Consider the following 23,933-nt stretch of genomic DNA (forward strand, 5'->3'; position numbering starts at 1 on the left):
CACAACGTCTGCCCCACGCCCGCGGGAACGGAATGACCGACGACAGCCCGCACATCGCCGTCTTTCTGGCAACATCAGGCCACAGCGGGGTCGACCGGATCATGGTCAACATGATTCCCGAGATGGCCCGTCAGGGGGCACGTGTCGACATCCTGCGGGTGGAAGAGCACGGACCTTACTTCACCGAGCTCCCTGAAGGCGTCAGGATCATTCCTCTCGGCCGTCGCCACGCCAACACCAGCCTTCTCAGCCTGGCCCGGTATCTGCGTCGCGAACGCCCTCAAGCGCTGTTGTCCGACAAGGATCGTGTGAATCGCACTGCGATCTGGGCAACCATGCTTGCCCGTGTATCAACCCGGAACGTTGTCCGGCTCGGGACAACGGTCTCGATCAATCTGCGCGACAAGAACCGCCTGGAGGCCTGGGCACAACGGTTCTCCATCCAGCGGTTCTACCGGCGCGCCCACAGGATCGTCGTCCCCTCCCAGGGCGTCGCCGATGACCTGGTGACTGTTTTCGGGCTCCCCGCCTCCCGCATTCGGGTATTGAAGAGCCCTGTCCTGACCGAGAAACTTGATGCGCTGGCAACCCAGGAACCGGCCCTCCCGTGGAACGACGGCATCCCCTACGTCCTAGGGGTGGGGCACCTGTCCGCCCGCAAGGACTTCAGCACACTCATTCGAGCGGTGGCCTTGGCTCGCAGGCAGCGTCGCTGCCGACTCGTCATCCTGGGCGAGGGTCCCCAGCGCAGGGAACTGGAACGCCTTGCGGCGGCGGAGGGGCTCGGGGACGACGTGTTCATGCCGGGCTTCGTGTCGAACCCGTATGCCTACATGGGCAAGGCAGGGGTGTTCGTCCTGACCTCACGCTGGGAGGGGATGCCGGTGGTGCTTGCCGAAAGCCTGGGACTTGGCACCCCGGTTGTGGCAACGAACTGCCCGAGTGGCCCGAGTGAACTGCTGCAGAACGGACGTCTGGCGCCGCTGGTCGCCATGGGTGACGTGGATGCCGTCGCCCGGGGCATCGAAGACGTCCTCCGGTCCCCTCCGACACGGAGAGATTTGATAGAAGCGGTACACGAGTACCGGGTGGAAACAAGCACGCGTGCGTATCTGCGCGTCTTGCTGGACCAGGAGGGAGACGATCCCCCAAGGAGTACGCCTTGGCCTTGAACACCTCATCCAACAACAACCGCTCCCGGCCGCCCGTGATCGTCATCGGCATGCATCGCGCAGGCACCAGCATGCTCACCCGGATCCTGCAGGGCTTCGGCTTCTTCATGGGGCGCAACACGACCCGAAACGAGGAATGCCGATGGATGAACGCCCTCAACTACTGGGTGTTCGACCAGGCGAGTGCGACCTGGGAACGGCCGTCCGGCGTCGATACCATCCTTACGGATCAGCGTATCCGTCAGCTCGCCGTTGACTACCTCGGCGGGATTACAGACGGACCGGCAAGCATTGGTTATCTCGGATGGACGCGTTGGCTTCGGCATCGTTCGATGCACCACCAGCCGCACGCGTGGGGCTGGAAAGACCCACGCAACACCTACACGTTACCCCTTTGGCTGGAGATATTCCCGAACGCGCGAGTGCTGCATATCACACGCCATGGCGTCGACGTTGCGGAAAGCCTCAGGGTACGCCACAGGACCGCCCTCAACGCGGCGGCGGACCGTTACCGGCGTCGCCGTTGGTTGTACGTCAACAATCCCCTGGCGCCCAAACGCAGTGGCTTCGCCCACGCCGCAAGTGTCGACGACCTGGGTTACGGCCTTGATCTCTGGAAGGCCTACACGGAGCGCGCACGCGCACATACCCGGTCACTCGGCGATGGCGCACTGGAACTGCGCTACGAAGACCTCCTGAGCAACCCGGAACACCACCTCGGTAACATCGTTCAATTCTGCGAACTCCGAGCTGACCACTCCGAGATCCGTCGACAGGCAGAGTATTTCCGCCCCAACCGCATGTTTGCATATCAGCACGATCCGGAACTTATCGACTTTGCCGATTCGCGGCGCGAGACATTGGAAGCGCTCGGTTACAATGCTCGCAATTAACGGCGCCGATACCGTTTGCCCTCGCACAACCAAAGGACAACTGCAATGAAGGTCATCTATCTGGTGGGCATGGGCCGTAGCGGCTCGACGCTCCTGGATATTCTCCTGGACTCGCATAGCAACATTCGTGCCCTCGGCGGCGTACGCCGGCTCGCTCACTACGCGCGGAAGCACCCGTGTCCCTGTGGCGCACCGAGCTTCTGGGAGTGCAAGTTCTGGTCGGACGCGAACCAACGGCTTAGCGAAAAGAACGGGCGCAACCTTGAGACCGCCGACGTCCATGCACGCGACGAAGCGAGTTTCCGCTCCGAAAACAGGGCAGTGTTCGAGGCGGCGGCCGAAGCAGCCGGGGTCGAGTACGTCACGGACAACTCCAAGTCGGTGGTGCGGTTAAAACGCCTCATGGACGCACCGGATATCGACGTCATTCCGATCCACGTCCACCGTGACGCGCGCGGCAGGGCGCAATCCATCCGCAAACGCAAGGGGCAGAGGTACATCCCGACCTTCACGTACAGCCATCGCTCCCTGCGGCTTTACTTCCTGCTGCGCAACAAGCCGCACATCGTGGTGGACTACGAGACACTGGCTGCAGATCCGGAGGGCGAACTGCGCAAGCTCATGCAACGTATCGGGCTGGAGTTCGAGCCACAGCAACTGCAGTGGGCTGACATCCCGCACCACAACATCGGCGCGGCGGACGTCCTGCGCAAGACCGAGGGCAGCACCATCAGGCCCGATGACGGCTGGAAGACCGCACTGCCGGACTACATGCAGACCATCATCAAGCTCATCGCACTGCCGGGCCGGATCGCCAACGAGGCCAAGGCCCGCCGCTGGGGGTTATGACTGCGCCGGACCGCCTTGCCGTTCTGGTCGCCTTTACCGGAGACGGGGGCGTCGAGAACATGATCACCAACCTGCTGCACGGTTTTGTCGCCGCGGGGGTGGAGGTGGATCTCATCCTCTTGAAGGCCCGGGGGGGCCACCTGGAACGGATTCCGCCCGAGGTGCACGTCGTGCGACTGGATGTCAGCACGTCCCTGTTTGCCCTGCCGGCAGTGGTCCGCTACCTGCGCCTGACCCGACCGAAAGCCATGCTGGTCGCCAAGGACCGGGCCAGCCGTATTGCCCTTATCGCACGCCGGATCGCGCGCGTGGACACGCGCCTGGTTCTGCGCATGGGCATGCACCTGAGCGGTTCCCTCGCAGGAAAGAGTGCGTTGCGGCGGTGGTCACGGTACCTGCCAGTCCGCTGGTTCTATCCCTGGGCGGACCGCATCGTCACGGTAAGCGAGGCGGTGGCCGATGATCTGTCCACCATCGGCCGCATGCCCCGGGATCGATTCACCGTGATCCGCAATCCGTCCATCCCCGATGATCTGGACACGCGCGCCGCCGCCCCGGTGGATCACCCCTGGCTGCAAGCGGACTCGACAAAACCGGTGATCCTTGGCGTGGGGCGGCTCGCGGAACAAAAGGACTTCACCACCCTCATCCAGGCCTTCGCGATGGTCCGTCAGCAGCGGGCATCCCGGCTCATCATTCTCGGCGAAGGGCCGCAACGCCAGGCACTACAAGGGCTCTGCGCGAGGCTTGGTATCAGCGACGCCGTGCACCTGCCGGGCTTTCAGGCCAACCCTTACGCATGGATGGCCAGAGCGTCCTTGTACGTGCTCTCGTCGCGCTACGAAGGGTCGCCGAACGCACTGGTGGAGGCAATGGCGCTTGGCACGCCAGCTATAGCCACGGACTGCCCCAGCGGGCCAGGAGAAATAACGGACCGTGGCCGGATTGCGCCACTTGTGCCCGTGGGCGACCCGGACGCACTCGCGGCTGCGATGCTGCGCACCCTGGAGGCTCCGCCTGACGGCTCGGTGCTACGGAAGGCGGTGGCAGATTACCGGGTACCCGTGAGTGCGGGACACTACCTGGAGACCCTGGGCTATCAGGTATAATCACGCCCTTTGGCGCCGAACGCGGTCCCTGGAGGCGGGATGCTGATCTCCTACAGCAGGAATTTCCTGTTCGTGCACATTGCGAAAACCGGGGGAACGAGTGTTCGCGCGGCCCTGCGCCGTTACCGCTGGGGCGGCTGGTACAGCGTTCCCCTGGGGCTGGCCAGCCTCGCCAATCAGATAACCCGCCCACGCCACAAGCTTGGCCTGAAGTTCCCGCGGCACGCCAAGGCCGTGGCCGCACTCGAGATGCTACCCACGGATGTCTACCAGGGCTTCTTCAAGTTTGCCATCGTGCGAAACCCCTGGGATCTGCAGGTCAGCTCCTACCACCACATCCACCGGGAGAAACCGGAGGTCCTTGCGGGCGTCACGAGTTTCGAGGACTTCCTGAAGCTGAAGTTCGACCCGGAGCGTGACTACGACTTCATGCTGGACATCTCGGCGGAGCTGCAGCACGAGTACCTGGTCGACCTTCAGGGCAACGTCATCGTCGATTTCATCGGGCGCTACGAGAACCTGCAGACGGACTTCGGCTCCATCTGCCAGCGCATCGGGATTCCCGCACCGGAACTGCCTCACCTGCGGCGCGCGGAAGACCGTCGGGACTACCGCAGCTACTACACCGACGAGCTAGCCGAACTCGTTGCTCACCACTACCGGCGGGATCTCGAGATCCTCGGCTATACGTTCGACGGCGCTGACGGCCCGCTCTGACAGGCCATGGATACGGAGGCGCTCGCTCACCGCCGGTTCGATCTCAGAGGCCATGGAGCGCTTCACACCGGTCATCTGATCCACCAGTACCCTGGGAAGCGGGCTCTATACCGTGGCTCCATGAACGGTCAGCCGGTGGTCGCCAAGTTCTACCTCCGGCCCTTACGCACGGCTTGGGAATGGTGGCGCGGCGCACGGGGCGCGCGGATCCTCCAGCGTGCGGGTATTCCAAGCCCGGCCGTGCGGTATGCCGGGCTCGAACGCGGCACACGCACCTGGCTCACCGTAGTGGACTGGATCGAGGCCGACAGCGCCTGGCCGCCCTTACGCAATCCGCTACCGGCACACGTCCACGAGTTACTGCTGCGGACACTTGTCACGCATCACGAAGCCGGCGTGGTCCAGAACGACCTGAACTGGGCCAACTTCATACCACGAGACGACGTGCTGTACTCCATCGACGGTGACCGGGTGCGCCAGTATTCAGCACCGCTGTCCTATCGCCGAACACGACACAACTTGCGACGCCTCTACGGCTCCAAGACGCACTTCAGCGAAGGCGAAGTCCGCCGCGGGTGGCGGGATTACTGGCAACTGCGAGGTCAGCCCGCCAGCGCTGCCGGGACGCGCGCCTTCGTCTCCGCAGTACAGGTGCATCGTCGGCACGTAGGCGAGCAGGTCAGTCGCCGCAAGCTCGGTGGCTGGAAACATTTTGTCCGCGAGCGGGATTCCAGGACCCTGCTTGTCGCCCATGGCCGCCATATGGATCCCGAACAGCGCCTGCGGCTACGCAGGTTCACGGCGGACCCGGGACGCCATAGCGGTCAAGATTCGTCGCTGGGATGGCAGACCGAAGCCGACACGCTGTGCGTGGGACCAGGCCGAGTGCAACACCACACCGGGTCCGCCTTTGAACGCCTCCGCAACGGTCGGTCACCGCAAGCGGTCTGGTACCGTGCGGCGGTCGCCGCGCGGCTGCGACTGCCGGTGGAACCGCCCATTGGATTCTTCCAGGCCGCGGCGGGACCCTTCGCCCGAAGCGGTCGTGTTGTCTTTCAGGCGCGTGCACGGCAGAGCCTTGCTGACGCCCTGGACACCGGCTCTATCGCCGGTGACACAGTAATGCGCCAATGTCGAGACCTCCTGGAATCCCTGGCAACTGCGCGAATGCCCCACCGTTGCCTGGAGCTGAATGGGCTTGGCTGGGACGGCGAAAAGGTCATCCTGTTGGATGTCCAGGGACTACGCCTGGAAGCACCCTGGCGCGGAGCGCCAGCCTTCCCGCACCACATTCCTCTGTTCCAGGACCTCGGGACGAAACTGGGTCGATCAGTTACGGAGATCCGGCGGGAACTCATCGGCTGACCGAAGCCATTGGTTCAATGGCATGAGCAAGGCGGGCCGCGTAACATACCCCACGTTCCGCGATTCACACCGCGACCCCGAGGCAGGATGTCCACAGAACACGAAGCGAAACGGCAGATCAAGGGCGCCGGCGGGCGGCAGCTGCTGGCGGCGGAGTCAGTCAACATCTACTGGCGCATCCTGGTCTACGTCAAACCATACTGGCGCCTGGCGATCATCGCCGTGATAGCGATGATCATGGCTGCCGCAGGCAACGCCGCGTTCGCCTGGATCGTGCAGCCCCTGGTGGACGGTACGTTCATCGAGCAGGATCCCCAGGCACGAATCTGGGTGCCTGCGGCCATTGTGGGTATTTTCCTGTTCCACGGACTGAGCATGTTCGCCTCCGACTACACCGTGGCCTGGGTGGGCCGTAACGTGGTCGCGGACATGCGGCTGGATGTCTTCCGCAAGTACCTGGAACTCCCAAGTTCTTTCTTCGACAAGGGATCTCTCGGTTTTCTCAAGGCCAAGCTCACGTACAACGTGGAGCAGGTAGCCAATGCCGCCTCCAAGGCGCTGGTCACGCTCATCCGGGACACCTTTACGGTCATCTTCCTGATTGCCTACATGGTCTGGCTGGGCGGCTGGCTGGCGCTGGTTTTCTTCGTGGTCACACCGTTGGTGGGAGGCATCATCCTCTGGGCCAATCGGCGATTCCGCAAGATCGCGACGCGGATGCAGAATGCCATCGGTGGGATCGGGCAGGTGGCCGAGGACACGCTTCGCGGCCACGCGGAAGTCAAGGTCTTCGGCGCCGCAGGTTACGAGAGTGAGCGCTTCCGGCGCATCAACGATCGGCATAAACACCAGCAATTGCGTTACACGGCCGTCAAGGCCATGAGCCAGCCACTGGTGCAACTGGTCGCCGTCATGGCCCTGGCGTTCGTGCTTTTCATCACGACCAGTGAAGCAGTCATGGAAACCATCAGCCCCGGCGGGTTGCTATCGTTCATTACGGCCATGACGCTACTGCTGAACCCGCTCAAGCAGATCGTCAAGGTCAACTCGGAGATCCAGCGCGCCATTGCCGCCGGCGAAAGCCTCTTCGAAGTGCTGGATGTCCCCTCAGAACGCGACGACGGGGATGTGCCTCTGGATCGAGCCAGCGGGCACGTCATCTACGACCATGTCTATTTCCGCTATGAGGCCAGCAAGACATGGGTGCTTGACGACATCTCCTTCGAGATCCGGCCTGGCGAGACGGTCGCCCTGGTCGGGCGTTCCGGCAGCGGCAAGTCCACCATTGCCAGTCTGCTGCCGCGGTTCTACGAGCCCACGGAGGGCGCGATCCGGCTGGATGGCCGCTCCATCGACGAGTACCGGCTGAAGGATCTGCGCAACCAGATCGCCCTGGTCACCCAGCAGGTGGTGCTTTTCAACGACACGGTGGCGAACAACATCGCCTACGGCATGCCGGAGAAGGCAACGAGGGAGCAGCTTGAGGAAGCCGCACGATCAGCGAATGCGCTGGACTTCATCGAGGCCCTGCCGGACGGGTTCGATACCGTCATCGGCGACGATGGCGTGATGCTCTCCGGCGGCCAGCGGCAGCGGCTGGCCATTGCTCGGGCGCTGATCAAGAATGCGCCCATCCTGATTCTCGACGAGGCCACCTCGGCGCTGGATTCGGAGTCGGAGCAGATGATCCAGGACGCGCTGGATCGGCTGATGAAATCGCGGACCACCCTGGTGATTGCGCATCGGCTGTCCACCATCGAGGATGCGGATCGGATCGTGGTGCTGGACGGGGGGCAGATCGTGGAGACGGGAACCCATGCGGAGTTGCTCGCCCGCAACGGGCATTACGCGTTCCTGCATGGGCAGCAGTTTCAGGAGGCGTAGGGAAAAGCCCTGTAGGGCGGACCTTCAGGTCCGCCATTCACGCTTCGTTAAGCCGGCTTGGGTTGGATGTTTGTTGACCGCGGACCTGAAGGTCCGCCCTACGCGGGCTAAGGAACGCGGTCAGGCGTCCCGCCGCCCCAGTCGTTCGATTTCCGGGTCGTTTCGGTCGAAACCCTTGAGGACGAACTCGGCGCCGCAGTAGGGGCACTTGGACTCGCCCGTTTCGTGGATGGGCAGGTAGACCTTGGGGTGGGAATTCCACAGGTACATGCCCGGCATGGGGCACGACAGCGGCAGATCCGCCTTGGTCACCTCGTAACGGTTCTCGGCGTTGGGCTGGATCAGGTCGTTGCGGTCGTGGGTCTGTGGGTCGGCCACGGTCGTTCCTCCCGGTGTCGGTTCAGACGAAGGTCAGCCACTCGTCGTAGGCGTCGCGGCGCCCTTCGACCTGGTCGAAGTACATGGACTGCAGCCGCTCGGTGATCGGCCCGCGCTTGCCGTTGCCGATGGTGCGGTTGTCCAGTTCGCGGATGGGCGTGACTTCCGCCGCGGTGCCGGTGAAGAAGGCCTCGTCGGCGGTGTAGACCTCGTCCCGGGTGATGCGCTTCTCGCGCACGGGCAGGTCGATATCCCGGGCGAGCTGCAGCACCGTGTCGCGGGTGATGCCTTCCAGGGCCGCAGCCAGCTCCGGCGTGTAGAGCACGCCGTCGCGGACCATGAAGAAGTTTTCGCCGGAGCCCTCGCACACGTAGCCGTCGGTGTCCAGCAGCAGCGCTTCGTCGAAACCGGCGTCGGTGGCTTCCTTGAGCGCCAGCATGGAGTTGATGTAATTGCCATTCGCCTTGGCGCGGCACATGGTGGAGTTAACGTGATGCCGGGCAAAGGAGGCGGTCTTGATGCGGATGCCGCGTTCGATGTTCTCCGCGCCGAGGTACGCCCCCCACTCCCAGGTGGCCACCATGGTATGGGTCTTCAGACCATCCGCGTGCAGGCCCATGCCCTCGGAACCGAAGAAACACATGGGGCGGATGTAGGCGCTATCCAGGCCATTTTCGCGAATGCACTGAACGCTGGCCTCGGTGATCTCCTCCGGGGTCTGCGGAATCGTCATGCCGAGGATCTTGGCGGAGTCGAACAGGCGCTTGATGTGCTCGCGCAGGCGGAAGACGGCGGTGCCGCGCTCGGTCCTGTAGGCGCGGATGCCCTCGAACACGCCCATGCCGTAATGGAACGTGTGGGTAAGCACGTGCACCTTTGCCTCGCGCCAGGGGACCAGTTCCCCGTCCATCCAGATGATGCCGTCGCGATCATCCATGCCCATTGGCGGATCTCCTCGCACTGTTCTGCCCGCGCCTGAAGGGCGGGATAGCGTTAGTCTATCGGCACTGGCGCCGTGGCGACGCCGGCCGTGTATCAATCATCCATGACGCGATGCCAGATCGCGGCGACTTCGCCACTGAGTTCCCGGAAGGTCTCCTCCGGCACGACCGCAGGCTCTTCCTGCAGTGTCAGGTGATGCACCCTTGAGCGGTAGGTGCGATAGGCGTCGACCAGCAATCCCGCGTCGTCCTGCGTCATCCAGCCCGCATCGCTGAGTTCGCCGAGCAGACGGATGTTATCGGTATACCGCAAAAGTCGGGGCGCACGCGCAGCGCCCAACAGGACGCCATATTGCACCATAAATTCGATATCCGCGATACCGCCCCGGTCCTGCTTGATGTGGAACGCCGTCGCGTCCTTGCTGCCCTTCTGCTCCCGCATGCGCTCGCGCATGTCGCGCACTTCACGGCGAAGTTTGTCGGGGTCGCGCTCCCGGGTGAGCAGCTCCCGGCGGATGGCGTCAAATCCCTCCCCCAGCGCCGGTGACCCGGCCACGAAGCGTGCCCGCACCAGGGCCTGATGTTCCCAGGTCCAGGCCTGCTCGCGCTGGTACTCGTGGTAAGCGTCCAGGCTGGTCGCCAGCAGCCCTGCGCGACCACTGGGCCGCAGACGGGTATCCACCTCGTAGAGCACGCCGCCCGCCATGGTCGCCCCGAGGATGTGAATGATGCGCTGGGCGAGCCGCATGAAGAAGACGTTGTTGTCCACCTGGCGTTCGCCATCGGTGACCTGCCGCTCGCCGCGGCTGTCGTGGACGAAGACCACGTCCAGGTCCGACCCGTAGCCGAGTTCCAGGCCACCGAGCTTGCCGTAGGCGATGATGGCGAACCCCGGGTGACAGGTCTCGCCATCCACCACGCAGGTGGGTTTGCCGTGCCGGGATTCCAGATGACTCCAGGCGAGATCCAGCACCTCGTTGAGCACGACTTCGGCGATGTCCACCAGGTGGTCGCTGACCACCATCAGCGGCGTCACGCCGGCCACGTCCGAGGCGGCGACACGCAGGGTATTGGCCTGCTTGAACTGCCGCAGCACCTCCATGCGCTGCTCCAGGTCGTCACCGGGATAGGCGTCCAGCCGCTCGCGCAGCTCCTGGGCCAGCGCCTGGCGCCGCAGGGGCGCATACAGGGTGCGCGGGTCGAGCAGTTCATCCAGGAGCATGGGGTAGCGGGCCAGGTGGCGGGCGATCCAGGGGCTGGCCGAGCACAGTTTCACCAGCTGGGACAGTGCCATGGGATGCTCCACCAGCAGGGCCAGATAGGCCGTGCGGCGAACGATGGCCTCCAGGAGGTCCAGCACCCGCGCCAGAGTCGCATCCGGGCGTTCGGCTGCGGCGGTGGCACCCAGCATCAGAGGCATCAGGCGATCCAGTCGGCCGCGGCCGGTTTCCGTCAATGCGCGGCAATGGGAGCCGTTGCGGAATGCCTCCAGGCGCTCGAGGGACTCCGCGGGCCGGGCGAAACCGTTGGCCTGGAGCGCTTCGGTGGCGCGCTCTCCGGTGACGGCCTGGCCCCAGACGTCGCCGATGTCCACCTCGTCGTCGGTGCCGCCGCCGTCATGCTCGGCCTGGGGGGCGGCGAAGACCTGCTCGAAGTGGTCATGAACATGCCGGCGGACGGTGTCGAGGCGTTCCTTGAAGCTTTCCCAGCGATCGAAGCCCATGCCGTAGGCGATGCGCTGCTGCTCCAGCGTTTCTTCCGGCAGCTCATGGGTCTGTTTGTCGTTAATGGCCTGCAGGCGGTTCTCCGTGCGCCGCAGGAACTCGTAGCCCTCCAGCAGTTCGCGGACGGCAAACCCGGGAAGTTCATTATGCTGCCCGAGGTATTCCAGTACGCGGATGATGCTGCGCTCCTGCAGACCGCGCTCGCGGCCGCCGCGGATCAGCTGGAAGGCCTGGCCGACGAACTCCACCTCGCGGATGCCACCGGCGCCGAGCTTGATGTTGTGTTCCAGGCGCCGGCGTTTCACCTCGGCGGCGATCATGGCCTTCATCTCGCGCAGGGACTCCAGCGCCCCGTAGTCCAGATAGCGGCGGTAAACGAACGGGCGAAGGGCCTTGAGCAACGCGTCGCCCGCCTCCTGGTCGCCACCGACGACCCGGGCCTTGATCATGGCGTAACGCTCCCACTCGCGGCCCTGGGACTCGTAATAGGTCTCCAGCTGATCGCTGTGCATCACCAGTGGCCCGGAATCGCCGTAGGGGCGCAGGCGCATGTCAACGCGGAAAACGAAGCCGCTCACCATGCGGGCGTTGAGGGAGTTGATCAGCTTCTGCCCCAGGCGGGTAAAGAACTGCTGATTGTCCAGCGGCTTGCGCTCGCCGTCCGTCTCACCCGGTTCGGTGAAGCCGAAGATCAGGTCAATATCCGAGGAATAATTCAGCTCGCGCCCCCCGAGCTTGCCCATGCCCAACACATAGAACCCCACGGGTTCGCCGTTGGCATCCCGCGGCGTCCCGTGCCGCTCCTCCAGCCAGGCCCGGTGCCAGGCCAGCGCACCGTCAATGCAGGCATCGGCATGATCGGACAGTTCGCGGAGAGTCTCCTGCAACCCGGCCCAGCCCGCCAGGTCACGCCAGGCGATGCGTACCATCTCCCGGCGTCGGAACCGGCGCAGGGCGCCGTTCAGTGCATCCTCATCGGCAACATCGCGGAGCTGCCCGGTCAGTCGCGCAGCGTACTCGCCGTCGTCGTAGTGGCGCTCGAGATCCCCGCTGGCCACCAGTTCCGCGAGCATGTCCGGATCCCGCATGCAGGCGGCGGCAACAAAGGGACTGCATGCCCAGACCGTCGGCAGGGACTGCAAGGCCAGGTCGGAGTCCGGCAGCTCGCCCACATCCTGATAGTCCGCCAGCCACTCGGCCACCTGCTTGCGCAGGTTCTGCGGCAGGCGGGACATGGCGCGGTCGATGAGTTCTCGGGTCTGGCTCACGGACGGACTCCTGGTTGGGTCGGGGTGCGCAGGAGACGGCGGCTCCATGCCTGGATCGTACTGGCCCGACTGCAGGGGAATCCACCCTTGGGCGGGGAATACGCCAGCGACACCGGTAGAAACGTGGACTGCCGCGTCGCTTCGCTCCTCGCAGTGACGGGTGGCGTGGTCGCCGCGCGCAAAAAAAAGCCCCGCCGGAGCGGGGCTTTCAGGGCTACGGGCGCTGGGCGCCGAGCGGCTTACATCATGCCGCCCATGCCTCCCATGCCGCCCATTCCGCCCATGCCACCCATGTCGTCACCGCCACCCTTATCTTCCTCGGGGTGGTCAGCGATCATCACCTCGGTGGTGATCATGAGCGCGGAGACCGAGGCGGCGTTCTGCAGAGCAGTACGCGTCACCTTGGTGGGATCGAGAATGCCGAACTCGATCATGTCACCGTATTCGTCGGTCTGGGCGTTATAGCCGAAGTTGCCTTCCTTCTCGAGGATCTTGTGCAGCACCACGGCACCGTCGATGCCGGCGTTGCCGACGATCTGGCGCATGGGCTCCTCGATGGCACGGCGCACGATGCTGATGCCGGTGGTCTGATCGGCGTTATCGCCCTTCAGGCCTTCCAGCGCCTTGATGGTGCGGATCAGGGCGACACCGCCACCGGGGACGATGCCCTCTTCCACCGCGGCGCGGGTGGCGTGCAGGGCGTCCTCGACGCGGGCCTTCTTCTCCTTCATCTCCGTCTCGGAGGCGGCACCGACCTTGATCACGGCCACACCGCCGGCCAGCTTGGCCACGCGCTCCTGGAGCTTCTCGCGATCGTAATCGGAGGTGGCGTCCTCGATCTGCGCGCGGATCTGGTCGACACGGGACTTGATGTCCTCGTTACGGCCGGAGCCGTCGACGATGGTGGTGTTTTCCTTGGTGATGTTGGCCCGCTTGGCGGAACCGAGGTCGTCCAGGGTAGCCTTCTCCAGGCTCAGGCCCACTTCCTCGGAGATCACCGTGCCGCCGGTGAGAACGGCGATGTCCTGCAGCATGGCCTTGCGACGGTCACCGAAGCCGGGCGCCTTCACCGCGGCCACCTTGACGATGCCGCGCAGGCTGTTGACCACCAGCGTGGCCAGGGCTTCGCCCTCGATGTCCTCGGCCACGATCAGCAGCGGGCGGCTGGCCTTGGCAACGTTCTCCAGCACCGGCAGCAGTTCGCGGATGTTGGAGATCTTCTTGTCGCACAGCAGGATGTAGGGGTCATCCAGCTCGGCGCTCATGCTCTGCTGGTTGTTGATGAAGTACGGGGAGAGGTAGCCGCGATCGAACTCCATGCCTTCCACGACATCGAGCTCGTTCTCCAGGCCGGAGCCTTCTTCAACGGTGATGACGCCTTCCTTGCCGACCTTCTCCATGGCCTCGGCGATAATCTCGCCCACGGCGCTGTCGGAGTTGGCGGAGATCGTGCCCACCTGGGCGATGGCCTTGCGGTCCTCGCAGGGCTTGGAGAGGTTGCGCAGCTCCCCGGTGGCCGCGGTCACGGCCTTGTCCACGCCACGCTTGAGATCCATCGGGTTCATGCCGGCGGCCACCGCCTTCATGCCCTCGCGCAGGATGGCGTGTGCCAGCACGGTGGCGGTGGTGGTGCCATCACCGGCGACGTCAGAAGTCTGCGAGGCGACCTCTTTGACCATCTGCGCGCCCATGTTCTCGAACTTGTCCTTGAGCTCGATCTCCTTGGCCACGGACACGCCGTCCTTGGTCACGGTGGGAGAACCGAAGCTCTTGTCCAGCACGGCGTTGCGGCCGCGGGGGCCCAGGGTGACCTTGACGGCGTTGGCCAGGGTGGTCACGCCGTGCATCATGCGCTGCCGCGCGTCGTCACCGAAACGAATGTCTTTTGCTGCCATGGTTCGTTATTCCTCTTGCGCTGCGTTATCCGGTAATACGGGTGGCGGCGTCTCGCCTCAGCCCTCGATCACGGCCATGACGTCTTCTTCACGCATGACCAGCAGGTCTTCACCCTCGACCTTGACCTCGGTGCCGGCGTACTTGCCGAACAGCACCTTGTCGCCGACTTTCACGTCCAGCGGGCGGACCTCACCGTTGTCCTGGGCCTTGCCCTTGCCGACGGCCACGATTTCACCCTTGATGGGCTTCTCGGCGGCACTGTCGGGGATCACGATGCCACCCGGCGTGGTGCGCTCTTCTTCCATACGCTTGATGATCACGCGATCATGCAAAGGACGGATATTCATCGACCTCTCTCCTAATGAGTTGGCGGGCGAATGCCCGTTTGCCTACCTAGTGTTGTTAGCACTCTATCCAAGTGAGTGCTAATGATAATCACGACTGCCAGTCAGTCAAGGGTTCGGGCTGCGCCCGGCGCATCGGCATACCTCTAGCTGGCTGGTGGCGCAGTGATGGGGGCTGCACTGGTACAATTCAACGCCACACCGGAAACACGGCCTGCTGAGGAGGGACAGAACATGGACAGCGAACACTTGATGGCTTTCTGCACCTGCCCGAACCCCGAGGTAGCGAGCGAGATCGCGGAGACCCTGATCGGCGACGGCCACGCCGCCTGCGCCAACATTGTCCCCGGCCTCACGTCCGTGTACGCCTGGAAGGGCGAGGTGCACCGGGACGCGGAGACGCTACTGATCATGAAGACCACCCGGGTCGCCTGGCGGCGGCTGGAGGAGACCATCCTGCGACTGCACCCGGACGAACTTCCGGAGATCATCGCGGTCCCTGTGACGCGGGGGCTGAACGATTACCTGGCCTGGGTGACCTATCAGACGGATGGCGGAAACAGGGACTAATAAAGGATGAAGCGCGCGCTTGTCTTCCTGTGCCTGCTGGCACTGCTGCTCAGCACGCCTGTTGCGGCGCAGGAACGTGGCGGACTGGCCGGACTGTTCGGCGGTGGCGGCAATAGCGGCGGGCTGCTGCCGCCGGAGGAAGCATTCCCGTTCTCGGCGGAACTGGTGGCCGAGGACGTCATTGTCGCCCGCTGGGACACCGTTGAAGGCTACTACCTCTACCGTGACCGCTTCGACTTCGAGCTCCAGGACAGCGACAACGACATCGCCGGCTTCGAGCTGCCCGAGGGCCATGTGGTGGACGACCCGAACTTCGGGCGCATGGAGGTCTACTACGAACCGGTGGAGGTCTACCTGCGTCTCGACAAGCCCGCCGGCGAGTCGCTGACCCTGACCGCCCACTACCAGGGCTGCAACGAAGACACCGGGGTCTGCTACCCGCCGCTGTCCAGTGACTTCTCCCTCGCCGGCGGTGTCAGTGATGCCGGCATCGGCGCGGGCGCCGGGGGCGGCGGCCCGCCAGCCGCGGGGGGTGGCGACCCGCTCAGCCAGCTCCTCTCCGGCGGCAACCTGTGGCTGATCCTTGGCGGTTTCTTCGTCGCCGGACTGCTGCTGGCGTTCACCGCCTGCATGTACCCGCTCATCCCTATCCTCTCGGGGCTCATCGCCGGCGAAGGCGAACGGCGCAGTGCGACCCGCGGCTTCTGGCTGTCCCTGGTGTTCATCCAGGCGACAGCCATCACCTATGCCATCGCCGGCGCCGCCGCCGGCATGACCGGCGCCGCCATCCAGGCGGACCTGCAAAGCCCCTGGGTGCTCGGCAGCTTCGCCGCGGTGTTCGTTCTGCTGGCCCTGGCCATGTTCGGGCTCTACGACCTGCGCATGCCGGCGGGCATTCAGACGCGGCTCGACGCCATGTCCCGCCGTCAGCGTGGCGGCAGCTTCCTTGGTGCCGGCGTCATGGGGATTCTCTCGGCCCTGATCGTGGGTGCCTGCTCGGGACCGGCACTGATCGCCGCGCTGGTGTTCATCAGCAACACCGGGGACGCCCTGGTGGGTGGCCTGGCGCTCTTCGCCATGGGGAACGGCATGGGCCTTCCCCTGCTGGTAGTCGGCACCGCGCTTGGCCGCTGGCTGCCGCGCTCAGGCCTCTGGATGGTGCGCATCAAGCAGCTCTTCGGGGTCGTCTTCCTGGCCGTGGCGCTGTGGATGGTGGACCGTTTCCTGCCCGGCCCCATCACCCTCGGCCTCTGGGCCGTGCTGCTCGTCGGCGTCGCCGTGTGGCTGGGTGTGCTGGACCGCAGCGACGGCGACGCCGGCCTGCTGCGCCGCGGTCAGCAGTTTGCCGGTGTACTGCTGGTGATCTGGAGTATCGCCCTGCTGCTGGGGGCCGCAGCCGGTGGTTCCCGCTTCTGGCAACCGCTGCAGCCATTGACCCAGGGGGCGCCAGCCTCTTCCGAGCAACAGAAAGCCGGGTGGGAGGACGTGGACAGCCTGGGCGAGCTCGAGGCCGCCATCAGCGAAGCCGGCGCCCGCGGGCAGGCCACGGTGGTGGATTTCTACGCCGACTGGTGTGTCTACTGCGTGCAACTGGAAGAGCGCACCTTCCCGGACCCGGACGTGGTCGCAGCGCTGGCCGACAAGCAGCTCCTGCGCGTTGACGTCACCGCCATGAACGACGACCACCGCGAGCTCCTGCAGACCCTGGACGTCTTCCTGCCGCCGGCGGTGCTGTTCTACGACACTGATGGCAATGAGCACCGTGAGCAGCGGGTGGTGGGCTTCCTGTCCCCCGACGATTTTGTCGATCGTACCCGCAACGCTTACGGCAACAGCCAACCTTGAACCACTGACCGCTGATAAACCATGCCTGAGACCAGCACACCCCGCAGCCACCGCTGGCTGTTCATCGCAGCCATTGTCATCGGCCTGGCCGCCGCCGGCGGCGGCGTCGCCACCTGGCAGCTTTGGTTCCAGCCGGAGATTCGCCCCGCCTTCACGCTGCCGGATCTCGACGACGAACCGCGCAGCATCACGGAGTGGGATGGCGACCTGATCGTGCTGAACTTCTGGGCCACCTGGTGCCCGCCCTGCGTCAAGGAGATCCCGGTGTTCACGGCACTGCAGGAGGAGTACCAGGACCAGGGGGTGCAGTTCGTCGGCGTGGCCATCGACCGGCTGGAGGACGCGCGGGAGTTCTATGATGAACTCGACATGAACTACCCCAGCCTGTACGGCGTCAACGACGCCATGGACATCAACGAGGCCTACGGCAACGAACTGGGAACCCTGCCCTACACGGTGATCATTGGCCGCGACGGTGAGATCCTGCACCGCTTCCCCCGGGAAGTGACCCGCGAAGAGTTTGAACCGGTCCTGAGGGAGTACCTCGAATAGGTTGCAGCCGCGCCGCGGGGAAAAACCGGGAACTGCGTCGAAAATCGCAAAATACGCCGGATCTCGTGGACACACGGGCGCCATTGATTCACAATCCGCCCCATTGCTCCCCGGCCGAATCGGATTCCGCCGGCCGAACGTCGTGATCGGCGCAGGAGCACACCGTCAGCGGGGGAACGGATGGCTTCCATTCTGGTGCTCAACGGGCCCAATCTGAATCTGCTGGGCCAGCGGGAGCCCGGCCTGTACGGCACGGAGACACTGGCAGGCATCGAGCGGCGGCTGGCCGAACAGGCCCGCGCCGCCGGCGCTGAACTGGCCTGCATGCAGAGCAACCACGAAGGGGAACTGGTGGATCGGGTGCACCGGGCCGGCACCGACGGCACCGGCTTCATCATCATCAACCCGGCGGCCCTGACCCATACCAGCGTGGCATTGCGTGACGCCCTGCTCGGGGTCGGCATCCCATTCATCGAAGTTCATCTGTCCAACGTGCACGCCCGCGAGCCCTTCCGGCAGCACTCCTATCTGTCGGATGTGGCCGTGGGCGTCATCAGCGGCCTCGGGGCTCGCGGTTACGAGCTGGCGCTGCAGGCAGCGCTCGGACACATCACAGACAACGCGGGATAACCACATGGACATTCGCAAGATCAAGCGCCTGATCGAGCTGCTGGAGGAATCCGGCATCAACGAGATCGAGATCAAGGAAGGCGAAGAGTCGGTGCGCATCAGTCGTGGCGCGCCGGAAGCACCGCCGCAGATCCAGGCGGCAGCACCCCAGGCACCGGCCCCGGCGCCAGCATCTGCTCCGCAACAGGCGGCCGTGCCGGAGCCTGCGGAGGAACCAGCCAAGGATGCGCTGCCGGACGGTCATGTGGTGCGCGCCCCCATGGTGGGCACCTTCTACCGCGCGCCCAGCCCGGGCGCCAAGACCTTCGTGGAAGAGGGCCAACAGGTGAAGGTGGGTGACACCCTGTGCATCATCGAGGCCATGAAGATGTTCAACCAGATCGAGGCGGACAAGGCGGGCACCGTCGCCGCCATCCTGCTGGAGGAAGGACAGCCGGTGGAGTACGACCAGCCGCTGTTCGTGATCCAGTAACGCTGACTCCGGGGTTCCCTGCTCATGCTGGAAAAAGTTCTCATTGCCAACCGCGGCGAGATCGCCCTGCGCATCCTGCGCGCCTGCCGCGAACTCGGCATCCGCACCGTCGCGGCGCACTCCACCGCCGACCGGGACCTCAAGCACGTGCGCCTGGCGGATGAAACAGTCTGCATCGGCCCGGCCTCGTCCACCGAGAGCTACTTGAACATCCCGGCGCTGGTGAGTGCCGCCGAGGTGACGGCGTCCGACGCCATTCATCCGGGCTACGGCTTCCTGTCGGAGAACCCGGACTTCGCCGAACGGGTGGAACACTCCGGCTTCACCTTCATCGGCCCGCTGGCGGAGACCATCCGCGTCATGGGTGATAAGGTCGCGGCCATCGAGGCCATGAAGGCAGCGGGCATCCCCTGTGTTCCCGGCTCCGACGGCCCGCTGGATGATGATGAAAGCCGCAATCTCGAGCTGGCGCGGAACATCGGCTACCCGGTGATCATCAAGGCGGCAGGCGGCGGTGGCGGCCGCGGCATGCGGGTGGTGCACAAGGAGGCCGACCTCCTCGGCGCCATATCGGTGACGCGTAACGAGGCGCGCTCGTCCTTCGGCAACGCCACCGTATACATGGAAAAGTACCTGGAGAATCCGCGCCACATCGAGATCCAGGTCATCGCCGACCACCACGGCAACGCCATCCATCTGGGTGAGCGGGACTGCTCCATGCAGCGCCGCCACCAGAAGGTGATCGAGGAGAGCCCCGCACCCGGGCTGACCGAGGAACAGCGCAGTGAAATCGGCGAACGCTGTGCGCTTGCCTGCCGGGAAATCGGCTACCGCGGCGCCGGCACCTTCGAGTTCCTCTACGAGGACGGCAACTTCTACTTCATCGAGATGAACACACGCATCCAGGTGGAGCACCCGGTCACCGAGATGGTCACGGGGGTGGATCTGGTGCGAGAGCAACTGCGGGTGGCATCCGGGGCGCCGCTGTCCTACCGGCAGGAGGACATCGTCGTGCGTGGTCACGCCATCGAGTGCCGCATGAACGCCGAGGACCCACGCACCTTCGTACCTTCTCCCGGCAAGATTTCCCAGTACCATGCGCCCGGCGGCCCGGGGGTGCGAGTGGATTCGCACATCTACTCCGGCTACAGCGTACCGCCCTATTACGACTCCATGATCGGTAAGCTGATCACCCACGGGGACAGCCGCGAGTCGGCGCTTGCACGCATGCGCACGGCGCTGGCGGAGATCGTCATCGGTGGCATCAAGAGCAATATCGCCCTGCACCAGGAACTCCTGCTGGATCCGAATTTCCAGGCGGGCGGCACCAACATTCATTACCTGGAGAAGCGCCTGGCGGAGCTCTGACGTCCACCGCCGACACTTGCTACCACCGGGGCGGTCGGCGTCTAATCGGCCTCGCCCGGGCGTGGCCGGCACTTGGCCACGCGTAAACCACGCTGATCAGGCAGGAGAGCACCATGCTGCGTCGCGTCCTTCTGACGCTCGTTCTCCTGGGCACCGCAGGCAGCCTGCAGGCCCAGGAGCTGGAAATCGCCCTCAGTGACGAGATGGCGGAAGCGATCCTCGCCGATCGCACCTCGCAGGGACGCAATCAGAGCGCCCGCTACGGCGGTGGCGTGCTCTACAACGAAGACAAGGACCTCCTCGGCCACCTGTTCCTGACAGTGAACAACGAGGTGGAAGGGCGCTGGCAGCCGGTGACCTTCGGCGTGGGCGTCAAGCTGTACGGCGCCGATCTGGACCGCTCCGAGGAGACCGTGGCGGCGCTGGCCGTCGGCGGCAACGTCGGCATCGGCATCCCGGCCAACATCCCGCTGGCCGTGGTCCTTCAGGGCTACATTTCCCCCAACATCACCACCGGCGGCGATGCCGACCGCGTCACCGAGGGGCATGTGCGACTGGAGGCCGAGATCGTCAGCGGGGCCCACGCCTTCGTCGGCTACCGCCAGATCAAGTTCCACATGGACACCTTCCGCGACGAGCGGGTGGACGACGGGCTGCATGCGGGGTTGCGGCTCCAGTTCTGAGCCCGGTGGCCAACACCGGCGCTAACCAATCAGCAGGCGCAGGGCCACCAGCACCAGGAGGGCCGCGAACAGCCGGCGTAGCAGCTCGCCTGGCAGCCGATGTGCCAGGCGAGCGCCCAGCGGCGCGAAGAACACGCTGGCGAGCGCCAGGCCTGCCACCGCCGGCCAGTAAACGTAGCCCGTGGCCAGCGTCGGTAGCTCCGGGCGCCCCCAGCCGGTGATCATGAACCCGGCCGCCCCCGCCAGGGCGATGGGCAACCCGCAAGCGGCTGACGTTCCCACTGCGTGGCGCATGGTGACGCCGGCCCAGGTGAGAAACGGCACCGTCAGAGTCCCGCCACCGATCCCCACCAGCGCCGAGAGGCCACCGATCACACCGCCAACACCGCTCAGCGCCGGCGTTCCGGGCATGCGCCCGGAAGCCCGCGGATTGAGTGAAAACGCCATCTTCACCGCCACGGCCAGGATGAAGACCGCGAAGACATTCTGAAGTGCGCCGGAGGACAGATGGTCCGCAACCCAGGCACCGAGAAACGCGCCCACCGCAATCCCGCCGACGAGGCGCAGGAACACCAGCCACAACACCCCGCCGAGCTGATGATGAGCGCGCACCGACGACAGCGACGTCACGACGATCACCGCCAGGGAACTGCCCACCGCCATGTGCATCATCACCGCCTCGGGCACACCCTGGGCAGTGAACACCAGCAACAGCACCGGCACCATCACCACGCCGCCACCCAGCCCGAACAGGCCGCCGATGAGCCCCGCCACGGCCCCGGCCAGCAGATAGATCAGCAATGCCTCCAGCATGGACGCCTCCCGGTCCGAGATCAGCGCACAGGGTACTGACTTGCCGCGCCCCCTGCATGTGAAAGGACATCGAAGCCGACGCAAGAGCGTGGCTCTTGGTAGACTTGCGGCACACGATCCATCCTTCCGGAAGAGGAGCGGCAGTTCATGACGCGCATGCAACGGGTCTGCATCCTGGGCGGTAGCGGTTTTGTCGGCCGCCATATCGCCAATCGCCTGCACGATCGGGGCATCCATTCCCGTATTCCCACCAGTTACCGCGAGCGCACCAAGCAGATCCTGGTGGTGCCGGGACTGGAACTCATCCAGGCCAACGTTCACGAGCCGGACCGGCTGCGCGAACTCTTCGACGAGTGTGACGCGGTCATCAACCTGGTGGGCATTCTCAACGAGAAGGGCTTTGATGGCAGCGGCTTCCGTCGCGCCCACGTGGAACTCACCGACAAGATCATCGCCGCCTGTCGGGAAAGCGGCATCCGGCGGCTGCTCCACATGAGCGCGTTGGGGGCCGACGCCGAGAACGGGCCGAGCTACTACCAGCAGACCAAGGGCGAGGCAGAGCAGCACGTGCTTGCCGCCGACGATCTGGACGTCACGGTGTTCCGGCCGTCGGTGATCTTCGGCCCGGAGGACAACTTCTTCAACCAGTTCGCAAGGCTGCTCAAACTCTCCGCGGGGGTGTTCCCCCTGCCCACGCCGAAGGCGCGCTTCAGCCCGGTCTACGTCGGTGACGTCGCCGAAGCATTCGTCACTGCGCTGCAGGACAGCGACACCTTCGGCAAAAGCTACGACCTGTGCGGGCCGGAAACGTACACCCTGGAGGAACTGGTGCGCTACACCGCGGAAACCGCCGGCATTCGCCGCGTCGTCTGGCCCTGCAGTGACCGGCTCAGCCGCCTGCAGGCGAAGGTGTTGCAGCGCGTGCCGGGCAAGCCCTACTCCATGGATAACTACCTGTCCGCCACCGTGGACAACGTCTGCGCGGTGAATAACCTGCCGCAGCTCGGCATCGAGCCTACCGGCATGAATGCCGTCGTGCCCGGATACCTGGGCAAAAAGACCGAGCGACAGCGTTACAATCAGTTCCGGCAGATGGCCCGGCGCTGAACCTTGGCTACGGGCAGGGACAGCAACACTGACGGCCTGGACGTCTACCTGGTGGGCGGGGCGGTGCGCGACGAACTCCTTGGCCGGGAGGTCACCGAGCGGGACTGGGTGGTCACCGGCGCCACCCCCGAAGACATGACCGCCCGGGGTTTTCGCCCCGTGGGCAAGGACTTCCCGGTGTTCCTCCACCCGGAGACCCACGAGGAATACGCCCTTGCCCGCACGGAGCGCAAGACCGGCCGCGGTTATCATGGTTTCAGCTTCCACGCCGCGCCGGACGTGACACTGGAGGAGGACCTGGCGCGGCGGGATCTCACCGTCAATGCCATGGCCCGGCACCCCGACGGCACCCTGGTTGACCCGTTCAAGGGCCACGACGACCTGCAGGCCCGGCGGTTGCGCCATGTCTCCGCGGCCTTCCAGGAAGACCCGGTGCGCATCCTGCGCCTGGCCCGCTTCACCGCCCGCTACGCGCCGCTGGGCTTCGCACCCGCCGACGACACCGTGGATCTGTGCCGGCGCATGGTGGACGACGGCGAAGTGGATCACCTGGTACCGGAGCGCGTCTGGCAGGAACTGGACAAGGCGCTGACCGAACCCCGGCCTTCGGCGTTTTTCGGCGTCCTCCGGGGGTGCGGCGCCCTGGCGCGAATCATGCCGGAGGTGGACGGGCTGTTCGGCAACATGCGCACCACACTCAACGGCGAGCAGATCGACGCCGGGCACTATGCCATGAAGGCACTGGATACCGGTGCCGCCCATGATAGCGATCCACAAGCCCTGCTCGCCCTGACTCTGCAGGATCTGGACGCCATCCACGGCGCCGGGGCCATCGCCGGTCTCGCCGACCGGCTGCGCATCCCCAACGCCTACCGCGACCTGGCCCAGGCGGCCGCCGCCCATTTGCACAGCGTCCACCGGGCCCGCAGCCTGACGGCGGGCGAGATCCTCGGCTTGCTGGAACACGCGGACGCCTTCCGCCGACCGGACCGCTTCCACCAGTTGCTGCGCACGGCGGAACTCGACGCCCGGGCAAGCCAGGTTGTGGTGCCGGAGACAGGTTACCCGCCGCGACTGCTCCTGGAACGCTGCCTCCACTCGACCCGCCCCATCACCGGCGGCGAATTCGCCCGCCAGGGCCTCAAGGGCCCCGCCATCGCCAACGCCGTCCGCGAAGCCCGCCAGCAGACCATCGAGGAGCTATTGGCCGAATCGTAGGGTGGGCCTTCAGGTCCACCAGCGAGCCCTTAAGAACCGCTGCATCGCGAGCACCCTCACCGCCCCAGCCGCCTGAATTGGCAACACGCCCCCCGAAACATCCTGCGTCATTCCTCATGCACCGCAACAAACACC

Annotated in this window: 22 protein-coding genes; 16 read left to right on the forward strand and 6 right to left on the reverse strand. The window is 65.2% G+C overall.

What is annotated here, in order from left to right; all coding sequences use genetic code 11:
- Window positions 1–32: 32 nt before the first annotated feature.
- From KU884_RS17765 to msbA, 7 genes are all read left to right on the forward strand, one after another.
- Window positions 33–1,172 (forward strand): glycosyltransferase, encoded by a 1,140-nt coding sequence (locus tag KU884_RS17765; protein WP_167783867.1) that lies wholly within the window; start codon window positions 33–35, stop codon window positions 1,170–1,172.
- Entirely contained in the window at window positions 1,163–2,065 is a 903-nt protein-coding gene (locus KU884_RS17770; protein WP_254432111.1) for a sulfotransferase, read from the forward strand. Before KU884_RS17765 ends, KU884_RS17770 begins: the two co-directional genes overlap by 10 nt.
- A 45-nt stretch (window positions 2,066–2,110) precedes the next feature.
- Window positions 2,111–2,914, forward strand: a complete 804-nt coding sequence (locus KU884_RS17775) for a sulfotransferase (RefSeq protein ID WP_167783868.1) — start codon at window positions 2,111–2,113, stop codon at window positions 2,912–2,914.
- Entirely contained in the window at window positions 2,911–4,023 is a 1,113-nt protein-coding gene (locus KU884_RS17780) for a glycosyltransferase (protein WP_167783869.1), read from the forward strand. Before KU884_RS17775 ends, KU884_RS17780 begins: the two co-directional genes overlap by 4 nt.
- A 39-nt stretch (window positions 4,024–4,062) precedes the next feature.
- Window positions 4,063–4,740: a sulfotransferase family 2 domain-containing protein gene (locus tag KU884_RS17785; protein ID WP_167783870.1), complete on the forward strand. Its 678-nt coding sequence runs from the start codon at window positions 4,063–4,065 to the stop codon at window positions 4,738–4,740.
- Window positions 4,741–4,860: 120 nt separating this feature from the next.
- The gene (locus tag KU884_RS17790) at window positions 4,861–6,105 is read left to right on the forward strand and encodes a hypothetical protein (protein WP_167783871.1); all 1,245 of its coding nucleotides are present in this window, start codon (window positions 4,861–4,863) and stop codon (window positions 6,103–6,105) included.
- Window positions 6,106–6,192: 87 nt separating this feature from the next.
- Window positions 6,193–7,989 (forward strand): lipid A export permease/ATP-binding protein MsbA, encoded by a 1,797-nt coding sequence (gene msbA / locus KU884_RS17795; protein ID WP_167783872.1) that lies wholly within the window; start codon window positions 6,193–6,195, stop codon window positions 7,987–7,989.
- 120 nt (window positions 7,990–8,109) lie between these two features.
- Here msbA and KU884_RS17800 read toward each other — a convergent pair whose 3' ends face one another.
- From KU884_RS17800 to groES, 5 genes are all read right to left on the reverse strand, one after another.
- Window positions 8,110–8,367, reverse strand: coding sequence for a zinc-finger domain-containing protein (locus KU884_RS17800; RefSeq protein ID WP_167783873.1), 258 nt, complete (start codon window positions 8,365–8,367; stop codon window positions 8,110–8,112).
- A 22-nt stretch (window positions 8,368–8,389) separates the two neighbouring features.
- Entirely contained in the window at window positions 8,390–9,310 is a 921-nt protein-coding gene (locus KU884_RS17805; RefSeq protein WP_167783874.1) for a branched-chain amino acid transaminase, read from the reverse strand.
- Between the two features lie 92 nt (window positions 9,311–9,402).
- Window positions 9,403–12,267: a bifunctional [glutamate--ammonia ligase]-adenylyl-L-tyrosine phosphorylase/[glutamate--ammonia-ligase] adenylyltransferase gene (glnE, locus tag KU884_RS17810; RefSeq protein ID WP_167784334.1), complete on the reverse strand. Its 2,865-nt coding sequence runs from the start codon at window positions 12,265–12,267 to the stop codon at window positions 9,403–9,405.
- Window positions 12,268–12,539: 272 nt separating this feature from the next.
- On the reverse strand, window positions 12,540–14,195 hold the full coding sequence (gene groL / locus KU884_RS17815; RefSeq protein WP_167783875.1) for a chaperonin GroEL: 1,656 nt from the start codon (window positions 14,193–14,195) through the stop codon (window positions 12,540–12,542).
- A gap of 57 nt (window positions 14,196–14,252) precedes the next feature.
- Window positions 14,253–14,543 carry a co-chaperone GroES gene (groES, locus tag KU884_RS17820; protein ID WP_167783876.1) on the reverse strand — a complete coding sequence of 97 codons (291 nt, stop codon included), beginning with the start codon at window positions 14,541–14,543 and terminating at the stop codon, window positions 14,253–14,255.
- Between the two features lie 231 nt (window positions 14,544–14,774).
- Between groES and cutA the strand changes: the two genes are divergently transcribed.
- The 7 genes from cutA (at window position 14,775) to KU884_RS17855 (ending at window position 20,660) form a co-directional block, all read left to right on the forward strand.
- Complete coding sequence (gene cutA, locus KU884_RS17825) at window positions 14,775–15,110, forward strand: divalent-cation tolerance protein CutA (protein WP_167783877.1); 336 nt, start codon at window positions 14,775–14,777, stop codon at window positions 15,108–15,110.
- 6 nt (window positions 15,111–15,116) lie between these two features.
- The gene (gene dsbD, locus KU884_RS17830) at window positions 15,117–16,955 is read left to right on the forward strand and encodes a protein-disulfide reductase DsbD (RefSeq protein ID WP_167783878.1); all 1,839 of its coding nucleotides are present in this window, start codon (window positions 15,117–15,119) and stop codon (window positions 16,953–16,955) included.
- A gap of 21 nt (window positions 16,956–16,976) precedes the next feature.
- Window positions 16,977–17,507: a TlpA disulfide reductase family protein gene (locus tag KU884_RS17835; RefSeq protein WP_167783879.1), complete on the forward strand. Its 531-nt coding sequence runs from the start codon at window positions 16,977–16,979 to the stop codon at window positions 17,505–17,507.
- 180 nt (window positions 17,508–17,687) lie between these two features.
- Window positions 17,688–18,137, forward strand: coding sequence for a type II 3-dehydroquinate dehydratase (gene aroQ / locus KU884_RS17840; protein ID WP_167783880.1), 450 nt, complete (start codon window positions 17,688–17,690; stop codon window positions 18,135–18,137).
- Window positions 18,138–18,141: 4 nt separating this feature from the next.
- The gene (accB, locus tag KU884_RS17845) at window positions 18,142–18,609 is read left to right on the forward strand and encodes an acetyl-CoA carboxylase biotin carboxyl carrier protein (RefSeq protein ID WP_167783881.1); all 468 of its coding nucleotides are present in this window, start codon (window positions 18,142–18,144) and stop codon (window positions 18,607–18,609) included.
- A 24-nt stretch (window positions 18,610–18,633) separates the two neighbouring features.
- Window positions 18,634–19,977: an acetyl-CoA carboxylase biotin carboxylase subunit gene (gene accC / locus KU884_RS17850; protein ID WP_167783882.1), complete on the forward strand. Its 1,344-nt coding sequence runs from the start codon at window positions 18,634–18,636 to the stop codon at window positions 19,975–19,977.
- 113 nt (window positions 19,978–20,090) lie between these two features.
- Complete coding sequence (locus KU884_RS17855; RefSeq protein ID WP_167783883.1) at window positions 20,091–20,660, forward strand: YfaZ family outer membrane protein; 570 nt, start codon at window positions 20,091–20,093, stop codon at window positions 20,658–20,660.
- A 21-nt stretch (window positions 20,661–20,681) separates the two neighbouring features.
- Here the strand turns inward: KU884_RS17855 and KU884_RS17860 are convergent, their stop codons facing one another.
- Window positions 20,682–21,473 carry a sulfite exporter TauE/SafE family protein gene (locus KU884_RS17860; protein WP_167783884.1) on the reverse strand — a complete coding sequence of 264 codons (792 nt, stop codon included), beginning with the start codon at window positions 21,471–21,473 and terminating at the stop codon, window positions 20,682–20,684.
- A 147-nt stretch (window positions 21,474–21,620) separates the two neighbouring features.
- On the opposite strand from KU884_RS17860, the gene KU884_RS17865 reads away from it, so the two are divergent.
- Together KU884_RS17865 and KU884_RS17870 are read left to right on the forward strand one after the other, a co-directional pair.
- The gene (locus KU884_RS17865) at window positions 21,621–22,580 is read left to right on the forward strand and encodes a complex I NDUFA9 subunit family protein (RefSeq protein ID WP_167783885.1); all 960 of its coding nucleotides are present in this window, start codon (window positions 21,621–21,623) and stop codon (window positions 22,578–22,580) included.
- Window positions 22,581–22,583: 3 nt separating this feature from the next.
- Window positions 22,584–23,798, forward strand: a complete 1,215-nt coding sequence (locus KU884_RS17870) for a multifunctional CCA addition/repair protein (RefSeq protein WP_254432113.1) — start codon at window positions 22,584–22,586, stop codon at window positions 23,796–23,798.
- Window positions 23,799–23,933: the final 135 nt, after the last annotated feature.

This window comes from Aquisalimonas sp. 2447 (assembly GCF_012044895.1).
Taxonomy (GTDB): domain Bacteria; phylum Pseudomonadota; class Gammaproteobacteria; order Nitrococcales; family Aquisalimonadaceae; genus Aquisalimonas.

Excerpts from the sequence above, each read along its gene's own strand:
- KU884_RS17765 (WP_167783867.1), top strand. The coding sequence starts at position 33 with ATGACCGACGACAGCCCGCACATCGCCGTCTTTCTGGCAACATCAGGC.
- KU884_RS17775 (WP_167783868.1), top strand. The coding sequence starts at position 2,111 with ATGAAGGTCATCTATCTGGTGGGCATGGGCCGTAGCGGCTCGACGCTC.
- KU884_RS17780 (WP_167783869.1), top strand. The coding sequence starts at position 2,911 with ATGACTGCGCCGGACCGCCTTGCCGTTCTGGTCGCCTTTACCGGAGAC.
- KU884_RS17785 (WP_167783870.1), top strand. The coding sequence starts at position 4,063 with ATGCTGATCTCCTACAGCAGGAATTTCCTGTTCGTGCACATTGCGAAA.
- KU884_RS17790 (WP_167783871.1), top strand. The coding sequence starts at position 4,861 with ATGAACGGTCAGCCGGTGGTCGCCAAGTTCTACCTCCGGCCCTTACGC.
- msbA (WP_167783872.1), top strand. The coding sequence starts at position 6,193 with ATGTCCACAGAACACGAAGCGAAACGGCAGATCAAGGGCGCCGGCGGG.
- KU884_RS17805 (WP_167783874.1), bottom strand. The coding sequence starts at position 9,310 with ATGGGCATGGATGATCGCGACGGCATCATCTGGATGGACGGGGAACTG.
- glnE (WP_167784334.1), bottom strand. The coding sequence starts at position 12,267 with ATGTCCCGCCTGCCGCAGAACCTGCGCAAGCAGGTGGCCGAGTGGCTG.
- groL (WP_167783875.1), bottom strand. The coding sequence starts at position 14,195 with ATGGCAGCAAAAGACATTCGTTTCGGTGACGACGCGCGGCAGCGCATG.
- groES (WP_167783876.1), bottom strand. The coding sequence starts at position 14,543 with ATGAATATCCGTCCTTTGCATGATCGCGTGATCATCAAGCGTATGGAA.
- cutA (WP_167783877.1), top strand. The coding sequence starts at position 14,775 with ATGGACAGCGAACACTTGATGGCTTTCTGCACCTGCCCGAACCCCGAG.
- dsbD (WP_167783878.1), top strand. The coding sequence starts at position 15,117 with ATGAAGCGCGCGCTTGTCTTCCTGTGCCTGCTGGCACTGCTGCTCAGC.
- KU884_RS17835 (WP_167783879.1), top strand. The coding sequence starts at position 16,977 with ATGCCTGAGACCAGCACACCCCGCAGCCACCGCTGGCTGTTCATCGCA.
- aroQ (WP_167783880.1), top strand. The coding sequence starts at position 17,688 with ATGGCTTCCATTCTGGTGCTCAACGGGCCCAATCTGAATCTGCTGGGC.
- accB (WP_167783881.1), top strand. The coding sequence starts at position 18,142 with ATGGACATTCGCAAGATCAAGCGCCTGATCGAGCTGCTGGAGGAATCC.
- accC (WP_167783882.1), top strand. The coding sequence starts at position 18,634 with ATGCTGGAAAAAGTTCTCATTGCCAACCGCGGCGAGATCGCCCTGCGC.
- KU884_RS17855 (WP_167783883.1), top strand. The coding sequence starts at position 20,091 with ATGCTGCGTCGCGTCCTTCTGACGCTCGTTCTCCTGGGCACCGCAGGC.
- KU884_RS17860 (WP_167783884.1), bottom strand. The coding sequence starts at position 21,473 with ATGCTGGAGGCATTGCTGATCTATCTGCTGGCCGGGGCCGTGGCGGGG.
- KU884_RS17865 (WP_167783885.1), top strand. The coding sequence starts at position 21,621 with ATGACGCGCATGCAACGGGTCTGCATCCTGGGCGGTAGCGGTTTTGTC.